8 protein-coding genes are annotated in these 9508 nt (G+C 69.2%); 2 read left to right on the top strand and 6 right to left on the bottom strand.

All coding sequences use genetic code 11. The features are described 5' to 3' along the window. Nucleotides 1-361: 361 nt before the first annotated feature. Both V1318_RS20315 and V1318_RS20310 read right to left on the bottom strand, forming a co-directional pair. Nucleotides 362-1279 carry a sensor domain-containing protein gene (locus V1318_RS20315; RefSeq protein WP_332941585.1) on the bottom strand — a complete coding sequence of 306 codons (918 nt, stop codon included), beginning with the start codon at nucleotides 1277-1279 and terminating at the stop codon, nucleotides 362-364. Continuing rightward, complete coding sequence (locus tag V1318_RS20310) at nucleotides 1276-1641, bottom strand: PadR family transcriptional regulator (protein WP_332941584.1); 366 nt, start codon at nucleotides 1639-1641, stop codon at nucleotides 1276-1278. The genes V1318_RS20315 and V1318_RS20310 overlap by 4 nt, the downstream gene beginning before the upstream one ends. A gap of 526 nt (nucleotides 1642-2167) precedes the next feature. On the opposite strand from V1318_RS20310, the gene V1318_RS20305 reads away from it, so the two are divergent. Then, nucleotides 2168-3028 carry a peptidylprolyl isomerase gene (locus tag V1318_RS20305; RefSeq protein WP_332941588.1) on the top strand — a complete coding sequence of 287 codons (861 nt, stop codon included), beginning with the start codon at nucleotides 2168-2170 and terminating at the stop codon, nucleotides 3026-3028. Nucleotides 3029-3048: 20 nt separating this feature from the next. Here the strand turns inward: V1318_RS20305 and speG are convergent, their stop codons facing one another. Continuing rightward, nucleotides 3049-3597, bottom strand: a complete 549-nt coding sequence (gene speG / locus V1318_RS20300) for a spermidine N1-acetyltransferase (RefSeq protein WP_332941583.1) — start codon at nucleotides 3595-3597, stop codon at nucleotides 3049-3051. Between the two features lie 114 nt (nucleotides 3598-3711). Between speG and V1318_RS20295 the strand changes: the two genes are divergently transcribed. Beyond that, the gene (locus V1318_RS20295) at nucleotides 3712-4008 is read left to right on the top strand and encodes a hypothetical protein (RefSeq protein ID WP_332941582.1); all 297 of its coding nucleotides are present in this window, start codon (nucleotides 3712-3714) and stop codon (nucleotides 4006-4008) included. 80 nt (nucleotides 4009-4088) lie between these two features. Here the strand turns inward: V1318_RS20295 and V1318_RS20290 are convergent, their stop codons facing one another. The 3 genes from V1318_RS20290 to V1318_RS20280 form a co-directional block, all read right to left on the bottom strand. Continuing rightward, nucleotides 4089-4985 carry a DUF2785 domain-containing protein gene (locus V1318_RS20290; protein ID WP_332941581.1) on the bottom strand — a complete coding sequence of 299 codons (897 nt, stop codon included), beginning with the start codon at nucleotides 4983-4985 and terminating at the stop codon, nucleotides 4089-4091. Continuing rightward, complete coding sequence (locus tag V1318_RS20285; RefSeq protein WP_332941580.1) at nucleotides 4986-5804, bottom strand: DUF4349 domain-containing protein; 819 nt, start codon at nucleotides 5802-5804, stop codon at nucleotides 4986-4988. A 248-nt stretch (nucleotides 5805-6052) separates the two neighbouring features. Beyond that, nucleotides 6053-8686: a TonB-dependent receptor gene (locus tag V1318_RS20280; RefSeq protein ID WP_332941579.1), complete on the bottom strand. Its 2634-nt coding sequence runs from the start codon at nucleotides 8684-8686 to the stop codon at nucleotides 6053-6055. Between the last annotated feature and the right edge of the window lie 822 nt (nucleotides 8687-9508).

The raw sequence follows: 9508 nt of genomic DNA, 5'->3' as shown, positions 1-9508 counted from the left end.
GCTCCCACAGAAAGCCAGCTCACCCGAAACCAACGACGCAGCCCGAGTTCGCGGTCGCGGCTTGCGCCGCTCCTACAGGGAGCTTGGGCGGGAGAAAGCGACCCGCACGCGCAGCGGGCGGAAGCCGTTGACCTTGCTATCAGCCATTCGAACCTGAACCAGCAACACGCTAAAGGCACTGGATCCCCGCCTTCGCGGGGATGACGGGCAACAGCAAGCCCGCCGGCGTTCAGTCGCGCATGAACCTACAATTCGCGCGCCATCGCCCTTTCATAAAAGACGGAGTCAAAAGCGACGCAGCACAACGACGAAGGCCCGGCGGAGCGATCCACCGGGCCTTCGCGCTCGCGGCCATCGCCGATCAGTTGTACTGCGAAGACTTCACCAGCAGGTGCTTGGCCAGCGCGCCGTGGAAGATGCCGACACCTCGCGCGATGTGCAGGGTCACGAACAGCAGCACGATGCCCAGGGCGATCGACAGCGGCCAAGTCCAGGGCCCCGCCATCAGGTTGACATTGTCGATCCAGAAGCCGGCGCCGTAGCTGCCGAACAGCATCGCGATCGGCGCCAGGATCAGCGACAGCGACACGCTCAGCCCGGTCACCGCGATGGTGAAATAGAGGATGCCCAGCGGCATCATCAGCAGCATGTACAGCAGCGTGCCCCAGGTGCGCGGGTCGACGAACATGTCCTTGATGCGGTCGAACAACGGCTTGCCGCGCCCGCTGTACAAGGGCCTGCGCGGCATGCGCTCGCCCAGCATCACCTCGACCAGGCGGCCCTCGACCAGCGACAGCACCCGCACCGAGCCCAGGAACAGGATCACGAACGGGATGCCGATGATCAGCACCGCCAGGCCGGCCGACAACGAAGCGCCGGTGACCACCCAGGTGAAGTAGAAGATGCCGGTGGCCAGCGACAGCAGCATGTAGAACAGCGCCGCGTAGGTGCGCGGCTCGGCGATCACGCCGAAGAACTGGCCCAGGCTGGACTTGCGCGGCTTCGGCCGCGGCGTGCGCAGGGCGGTCTGCACCGTGACCTCGGTGTCGCGGTAGATCTCGGCGACTTCGTCGGGCGCGCCGTAGCTGCCGGCGACCGAGGCGATCACTTCGGCCTCGCTCTTGCCGGGGTTCTCGGCCATCTCCGAGCGTAGATATTCCTCGGCGTCGTAGAGCGCGTCCTGGACCAGGGCCGGGTCGGCGCTGCTCAGCGCCTCGCGCAGGCGCTCCAGGTAATCGGGGATCGAAGTCGGAAGCGGGGTGGCGTGGCTGGCGTTCATGCGGACGGTCCTTCAAGGACGGAATCGACGGAATCTCGGGTGGCGCGCCAGGCCGCGGTCCATTCGTGCAGGACCTCGCGACCGGCGTCGGTGATGCGGTAGTAGCGGCGCGGCGGCCCCGACACCGACGGCTCGACATGACTGTCGAGCAGGCCGGCCGCGCCGAGGTTGCGCAGCACCGGATAGAGCGCGCTCTGCTTGCCGCTGAGCACGCCCTCGCCTTCGCGCTCCAGGCGCTTGGCGATCTGGTAGCCGTACATCGGCTCCTCGGCGCCTCCAAGCACGGCCAGCAGCGCCAGCGACACGGTGCCGGCGCTGAGCTCTTTCTGGAACTTGCGGAGGTGGAGGTCTAGGTCGGTCATGGCCCGGTCCTACTAGCTTGGTGTCCACAGTAGTACGAACTTCGGTATAGCGCGCATGCCATTAGTAACTGGGTCTTACTACCGGCGCCTGTCGCGCTGCCCTGCCGGCCCCATCGACCCGGAGCCCGCCATCGGTCGCCCCCCTTCCCCGCGTAGGCATGGCGATGCGTCCGTGGCCGGCCGCCGGTGCTGCAGCGGTGGTTCGACAGCCCGGGCTTCCACCCGAACCCGCGCGCGGGCAGTGGCGCTGCACTTCGAGAAGCTCGCTGCGCGCAGCCGCGCTGCCACGACCCGTTCGGCCAGGGTCGCTGCCGCTTCGTGATCGAGAACCGGTTTCCGGGCCAGGGCGTGTTCACCGAATTCATGCGCGGCGACTACACTCGCTCGACCTGATAGGGGAGATTCAACGATGCGTTCGAAGCCGTACTCGTCCCAGCCCTCGGCGTGGCTGTCGCCGCTGCTGATCGCCGCGACGCTGTCCCTGCCCCTGGCTGCCGCGGCCGCCGACGCGGCCAAGCCGCGCTCGATGCAGGAGATCCTCGACGCCACCAAGCCCGGCGACTGGCGGGCGCTGGATCCGCGCGACACCCTGTATCTCAACCTGCCGCGCGGCCGCGTCGTGATCGAGCTGGCGCCCGACTTCGCGCCCGCCCACGTCGCCAACATCCGCGCCCTGGCCCGCAACGGCTACTGGAACGGGCTGAGCATCAACCGTTCGCAGGATAATTTCGTGGTCCAGTGGGGCGACGCGGCCGAGGACGACAAGAGCCGCAAGCCACTGGGCAAGGGCACCAAGGCCAAGCTGCCGGCCGAGTTCGCGCGCAGCAGCGACAAGCTGCCCTTCCACGTCCTGCCCGATCCCGACGGCTGGGCGCCGCAGGTCGGTTTCGCCGACGGCTTCCCGGCCGCGCGCGACACTTCGGCCAAATCGGCCTGGCTCGCCCATTGCTACGGCATGGTCGGCGCCGGCCGCGACGTCGCCGCCGATTCCAGCAACGGCACCGAACTGTATGTGGTGATCGGCCAGTCGCCGCGCCAGCTCGACCGCAACATCACCGTGGTCGGGCGCGTGGTCCAGGGCATGGAGCTGCTGTCGGTGCTGCCGCGCGGCACCGGCGCGCTGGGTTTTTACGAGAACCCGGCCCAGCGCGTGCCGATCGCTTCGATCCGCTTGGCCGCCGACGTGCCCAAGAAGGACCGGGTCGGCATCGAAGTGCTGCGCACCGACAGCGCCGCCTTCGACGAGATCATCGAATCGCGCCGCAACCGCCGCGACGAGTGGTACAAGCAGCCGGCCGGCCATATCGACCTGTGCAACGTGCCGCTGCCCACGCGCGAGATCAGCGAGAAGGCGCCGGCGAAGCCGGCCAAGGGCAAGGGCAAGTAAGCGCCGCGCCGCCGCGACGCTCAGGCGTCGCGGCGGTGGCTCAGTACCTGGTGCTGGAACAGGCACATCCGCACCACGCTGTGGTAGCGGCCGTCGCTGAAGAACTCGTCCACCAGCACGCCCTCGCGCTGGAAACCCGCGCCCTCGTAGATCGCGATCGCGCGCAGGTTGTCGACGTCCACCAGCAAATAGAGCTTGTACAGATTCAGCACCCGGAACGCGTAGCTGATCGCCAGCCGCGTCGCCGCGCGCGCATAGCCGCGGCGCTGCTGCTCGGGCGAGATCATGATCAGGAACTCGCCGCGCCGGTGCAGGTGGTCGATCTCGACCAGTTCGACCAGGCCCACGCGTTCGCCGTGCGCGTCCTCGACGATGAAGCGGCGCTCGGACTGGTCGTGGATGTGCTTGCGGAACAGCTCTTCCAGTTCGACGAAGGACTCGTAGGGCTCCTCGAACCAGTAGCCCATCACGCTGCGGTTGTTGTTGAGCTGATGGACGAAATGCAGGTCACTGCGCTCCAGGGGGCGCAGGGTCACCGACGGCGCGGGGACGGCTTCGTTCGTGTTCATGCGCGCACCCTACTCCATCGCCGTGGACGCCGGATGACGCACGCGCACGCCGTCACATGGCCTTAGCCCGGCCGCGCCTAGCCTGTCCTCGCTCCCCCGCGATAGGACCGGACCATGCCCCTGCTGCGACTGCGCGTAACCGGTAGTCAAGACGATGCCCGCGCCATCGGCAACCTCCTGGCGAGCCTGGACGGCATCGAGCACGTCGAGGAAGTCGCCGACCTGATGCCGCGCATGGACGACTCCGATTCCAGCTCGGCCGGCCTGCCCGACGATCGCGGGCCGGGCACGCACGAAATCGAGATCGACGCGCCCAACCGCGCCAGCGCCGAGAAGGTGCGCGAAGCGGTGGAGGCGCTGGCCTTCGACCTGGACGTGCTGGTGGAATTCGAGAGCGAAGAAGAACGCTGAGGGGGCGGCTTGGGCCGTTTCGCGCGACCGCAAAGCCGATCCCCCTCAAGTCCCCCTGTTCAAAGGGGGAGGACGAGCGGTCAGCGCATCGCTTGCAAGGCCGCGGTGGCGCCCGGTAACAGCACGCGCAGGCGCGCATCCTCCGAGACATCGGCGCTGACGTAGATCGCCTGCAGGAACGCGATCAGGTCGTGGCGGCGCGCCAGCCAGGCCGGGTCGCGGTAGGCCAATTCGGCATCGCCCAGCCGCGCCGGCAAGGCGGCGAACCAGGCCGTCCATTGCGCCTCGTCGCGGAAGTCGCGCCGCGCCGCGTACAGCACCGGCGCGGCCAGCCGTTCGGGTTCGCCGTAGACATAAGCATGCCCGCTTTCGGGTACGGCCTGGGTCGCGACCGCATCGACGATCGCGGCCAGCTGGGCCTGATCCAGCGCCGGATTCAGGCTCAGCTGCATCAGCCAGTCGGCGCCGTGGGCGACGCCGTGGCGCCAACCCGTGCGCGCGTCGTAACCTCGGTAGTCGCGCACCGATGTTTGGTAACGCACCGCGCGCGCGACCATTGCCGCGCGTTCCTGCGCGCTCATCCACGCCGCGATGCGGTCGGTGCGCGCGACCTCGGCCAGCACCAGGGCCGCGAACGGGCGCGCGTAGCCCTCGCCTTCCGGCCCGTCCAACTCGGCGTACAACGCGTCGCGCAGCCGGCGCAGGCTCGGGGTCGCCAATGCGCCCTTGCGCATCCATGCCGACAGCGCCTCATAGGCGATGCCGTCGCGCAGGGTCGGGTCGGCATCGGCCAGACAGACCAGCAGGCCCTGCGCGAGCGCGTCGCGGCGGGCCACGTCGGCCAGCGCGAATTCGTCGCGCTTCAGATTCTCCAAGGCCGTGCGGTCCCAGCCTGACGGCGGACACACCGGGCCGGCCGCGGCGCCGGCGTATCCGGGCACGGCGAGCAACAGCAGCCAGCACGCCGCGGCGCGCACTCAGCCCGCCTTGCGGCCGCGCCGGCGCAGCAGACGCAGGAGCCACAGCGCGCCCAGCACCACCACGCCCAGCGGCAGCAGCACCGCGAAGGCGCGGATCATCCAGGCCACAACGCCGGTCACGATGGCGCCGAAATCGCCCAAAGCCTGGCCGATCTCGCTGCGGTTGGCCTGCGATTGCGGCGCGTTGAAACGCAGGGTGAGCAACTGGGTGTCGACCCGGCGCTGCTGCTGCGCGCCTTCCTGCTGCGCACCCTGCAACTGCGCCTCGACCTGGGCGATCTGGGTCGAGAGCAGCATCATGTCCTGGATCTTGAGGTCGTGACGGCCCTGGAACTCCAGCAGCCGCGCATGCTCCTTGCGCAGGCGATCCTGCAGCAGGCCGTTGTCGCGCATCACCACCGCTAGGTCCTCGGCATGGGTGTTGCGGCTGGCGATTTCGTCGCCCTTGCCGGCCAGCGCGATCAGCGGATCCACGCCCGCGGGCACCACCCGCACCTGCAGGCTGGCGCTGGGGAAGTCGCCGCCTTGCTGCTGCAGGCCCAGCACCGCGCAGGGGCCGAACTTGCCGCCGTTGCAGGCCTCCTGGGCCGCACGCAGGCGCTTGGGAATCTGCGCCGCCTCGACCTTGAGATCGACCTCGTGTTCGTAGGCCAGCTTCACGCCCAGATCGGCGGCGCTGCCCGCCGCGCGACCGGGCGAAGCGGCGGTGCTCTCGGCCGGTGCCGCGGCCGCCTCGTCCTGCGCCGCGTGCTTGCTGCAGGCGGCCGCGGCCGCCAAGCTCAAGGCCAACGCGGCCGTGGTCCAAACCCTGCGCATCGCGATTCTCCCCGAGCCCCCTGTGGGCTGGGCGGACTATGACACCGCCGCGACGACGTCCACCAGCGGGCCCGGCGCTGCGTTCAGCGCGGCGCAAGCCGGCCCCGAACGGGGCCGGCCGGCATCGATCAGGCCGGGTCGGGCGTACTGATGATCGATCGCACCCGAACGACGGCCCGTTCTACAGGTCTCCCACGATCACGCCGAAGCGAACCCGCGTTGCGCAATGCGGGTTCGCGGCGCCAGCCTCAGAACCGGTGCTTGAAGCCCACCGTCACGAACCGCCCCAGCCCGTCGTACTGGGTGATGTCGTAGGGCAGCGCGCCGCCAGCCGGATCGAAGGGCGGATCGCGGTCGGCGAGGTTCTGCACCGACAGGTACAGCGTGGTGTCGCGCAGGCCTTCGTACGCGGCGTAGAGATCGAAGGTGTGGCTGTCGCCGACCTTGTCGCGCAGGCCCGGATTGCTGCGCGCGTCGACCACCTGCTGGGCGTAGCCGCCGATGTAGCGCCAGGACAGCTGCGCGTTCCAATCGCCGCGCTTCACGCCCAGCGAGGTGATGCCGCGCCACTTCGGCAGCGCGCCGAAACGGTTGCCGCCCGCACCTTCCAGGGCCCGTTCGCCGGCCACCTGCGGCTGCTCGTAGCTCAACAGGCGCGTCCAGCTGCCGTCCAGGGTCCAGTCGGCGACGCCGGCATGCCAGACCTGGCGGCCTTCGATGTCGAAGCCGGTCGTGGTCAGCGTGCCCTGGTTGGCGTAGCGGTTCTCGGTCAGTTGCAGACGGCCCTGGGCGTCGCGGGTCACCCGACCCGGATACGCGGCCGGGTTGGACACGATTGCTTGCAGACTATCGGGGCCGATCAGGTCGCGCTGGCGGATCCGGTAGAGGTCGATGCCCAAGCTGGTGTCGGCGCTGGGCGACCACAACGCGCCCAGGTTGACGTTGCTGGAACGCTCGGCGTCGAGGTCGGGATTGCCGGCGCGCAGGATGGTCACGCCGCGCGAACCGCCCGGCTGCACCGGATCGAAGGGATCGATCACGCTGCCGTAGCTGATCGTGGTGCTCTGCGCGATCTCCGGCAAGGATGGTGCGCGGAAGCCGCGCGAAGCGTTGAGCCGCAGCAGCCAGTCCTCGTTCGGCTGCCAGCGCAGGCCGAGCTTGGGCGAGAACGCACTGCCGAAGTCGCTGTAGTGATCGCCGCGTCCGGCCAGCTGCACCTCTACCGTCTCGAAGGGCTTGAGGCTGAATTCCACGAACGCCGCCGAAACCCGGCGCTGGCCGTCGATCAGGTTGATCGCCGGACGCAGCTCGGTGCCCGACAGCACCTGCGGACTGGTGCGCGCGTCCTGGGCCTCGTCGCGGAACTCCACGCCGGCGGCGACGCCGACATCGCCGGCGCGCCACTGCCAGGGGAAACCGGACACCTTGGCGTTGACCGTGGCCAGGCGGTAGGTGCCGGGCCGGCGCGTCGACAGGCGCAGCGCATCCAGCGCGCCGGGCGTGCGGCCCGGATTCAAGAAGTCGTAGCTGCCTTCGGCGAGCACGCGCTCGAACGCGTAACGGTCGACGAAGTTGCGCACGTACTCGCGCTGGCGGCTTTCGGAGTAGTTGGCCGCGAGCTCCCAGTCCCAGACCTCGCCGCGGCCGCGCAGGCCGACCAGGGTGCGCTGGAACTGCGACTTGTTGATCTTGTAGCGCGGGCCCAGGTCGAGGAAGGTGGTTTCGAACGGCGTCGGCACAGCGAAGGGATTGTTGGGATGCCCGACCGGCAGCACCACCGGGATGTCGACCAGTCGCCCGGTGTTGCGGTCGTAGGCGCGCAGGCCCGCGCCCACCGACAGCGGCGCGCCGAAGTAGGTGCCGTTGTGGCTGGTGCTGTAGAGCAGCTCGGCGAAGCCCTGCACCGAATCGTTGAACCAGTAGTCGCCGGCCAGCGAGGCCTGGTAGCGCTCCACGTCGGGCAACAGGGTGCGATAGGGCTGGGTATTGAACGCGCAGGCCTCGCCCGGCAGCGGGCTGCCGAAATCGGCGTAGGGCCGCGCCTGGGTGCCGGGCTGGCAGTTCGGGAAACGCTGCGGCGCGCGCGGGTTGCTCAGGTAGGCGCCGCCCTGGGTCGACCAACCAGCGAGCCTGCCACCGGGCTGGTCGCGGTAATCGCCATCCCGGGTCAGGTCGCGTTCGTCGGCGTCGAGGCGGCCGCGATCGAGCACGTCCAAGCTGAAACGCAGGCTGTAGCCGTCCTTGTCCGGATCGCCGACGCCGGCACGCAGGCCCAGGCTGCGCTGGTCGATGCCGCCTTCGGTGGCGGCGCCGTAGGCCGCGTCCAGTTCGATGCCCTCGATCTTGCGGCGCAGGATGATGTTGACCACGCCGGCGATCGCATCGGAACCGTACAACGCCGAGGCGCCGTCCTTCAGCACTTCGATGCGCTCGACCGCGCCCAGCGGCAGCGCGTTGAGGTCGACGAAGTTGTCCTGGGTGTTCTGGGCGAAGCCGTAGGCGGCCACGCGATAGCCATTGACCAACACCAGGGTGTTCTTCTGGCTCAGGCCGCGCAGCGAGACGCCGGCCGAGCCGTTGGCGAAGCTGCCGGTGTACTGCTCGTTGAAGCTGTTGCCGGTGTTGGCGGTCAGGCTGCGCAGCAGGTCGGACACGGTGACCTTGCCGCTGCGCTCGATCTGGGCGCGGTCCAGCACCAGCACCGGATTGACGCCGGCCTCGTCGCTGCGGCGCAGGTTGGTGCCGGTGACCTGGACCGTGTCCAGGGTGACGCCGGCGTCGGCGGCGGCTTCGTCGGCCTGCGCCAGCGGTGCGGCCAGGGCGGTCGCCAGGGCCAGGATCAAAACCCGGCGGCGCGGCGGAACGGAAACGGAAAACGGCATGCGGACACTCCAGTAAGCGGATCGAAAGAAAGGCAAGAAAGACGAAGGTCCGCCCGCAGCGGCACGCCGCAGCGCACCCGCGCCACCGCGCGTGCGGCACGACCTGGGAGAGGGAGAAACGAGCCGCGAGTCGAATGCGCTCGCGTGCCGCTCCGGACGGATGAGCGGTGGCAGGTTCAGCCCGTGACGGGCATGGCCTGCGATCTACAGTCGGGCCGGGCGCTGCGAACGCGCGGCGTAGCGATGCGGAGGCGGCGCGAACGCGGCGCGCGGAAATCGGAAAGCAGGCTCATGCGGAACTCGTGCAGGGACAGCGGCGGAACGGACGGCGGGAGTCGCGCTCAGCGACGACAACGCTCCGTACAGCGCATGGCGCCCGCCGGCATACGGCGGAAACGCGGGTTCGGGTGTCCTGTAACGATCACGGTTCGCGGGTCTTGCTCGGTGCCGCGGGCCGCGGCGTTGGTGAATTTGTTGCATCGCGGCAGGCGAGCGTCAAGCCGCGTTTGCACGGTTCGCAGCGCCTTTCGCAGGAACCCGGCATGAAATCCAAACAAAGCCTGAATGCATGATCGGCGTCGCGCCGGTGCAATCGGATCGGCGAGGCGCCGCTCGACGATGGGATCGGTACGACGATCGCGCGGCTAAACGCAGCGGCAACGGACGCGCACAGCCACCGCCATGATCGACAAGGCCCATGCGGCCGAGCACCGGCGACCCAGCCGATCCCCCATGGGCGCATAAGCGATGGTTATGTGGCGAGCGCCGGCGCATCGGCCAGCGACGCGGCAAGCGACGACGTCCCGGCCGCATTTGCGCGAC

It is taken from the genome of Lysobacter sp. CCNWLW3 (genome assembly GCF_036697405.1).
Classification (GTDB): Bacteria; Pseudomonadota; Gammaproteobacteria; order Xanthomonadales; family Xanthomonadaceae; genus Lysobacter.
The sequence above is the reverse complement of the archived record's forward strand: the minus strand, read 5'-3'. Positions and strand labels throughout refer to the sequence as shown.

Excerpts from the sequence above, each read along its gene's own strand:
- V1318_RS20315 (WP_332941585.1), bottom strand. The coding sequence starts at position 1,279 with ATGAACGCCAGCCACGCCACCCCGCTTCCGACTTCGATCCCCGATTAC.
- V1318_RS20310 (WP_332941584.1), bottom strand. The coding sequence starts at position 1,641 with ATGACCGACCTAGACCTCCACCTCCGCAAGTTCCAGAAAGAGCTCAGC.
- V1318_RS20305 (WP_332941588.1), top strand. The coding sequence starts at position 2,168 with ATGCAGGAGATCCTCGACGCCACCAAGCCCGGCGACTGGCGGGCGCTG.
- speG (WP_332941583.1), bottom strand. The coding sequence starts at position 3,597 with ATGAACACGAACGAAGCCGTCCCCGCGCCGTCGGTGACCCTGCGCCCC.
- V1318_RS20295 (WP_332941582.1), top strand. The coding sequence starts at position 3,712 with ATGCCCCTGCTGCGACTGCGCGTAACCGGTAGTCAAGACGATGCCCGC.
- V1318_RS20285 (WP_332941580.1), bottom strand. The coding sequence starts at position 5,804 with ATGCGCAGGGTTTGGACCACGGCCGCGTTGGCCTTGAGCTTGGCGGCC.
- V1318_RS20280 (WP_332941579.1), bottom strand. The coding sequence starts at position 8,686 with ATGCCGTTTTCCGTTTCCGTTCCGCCGCGCCGCCGGGTTTTGATCCTG.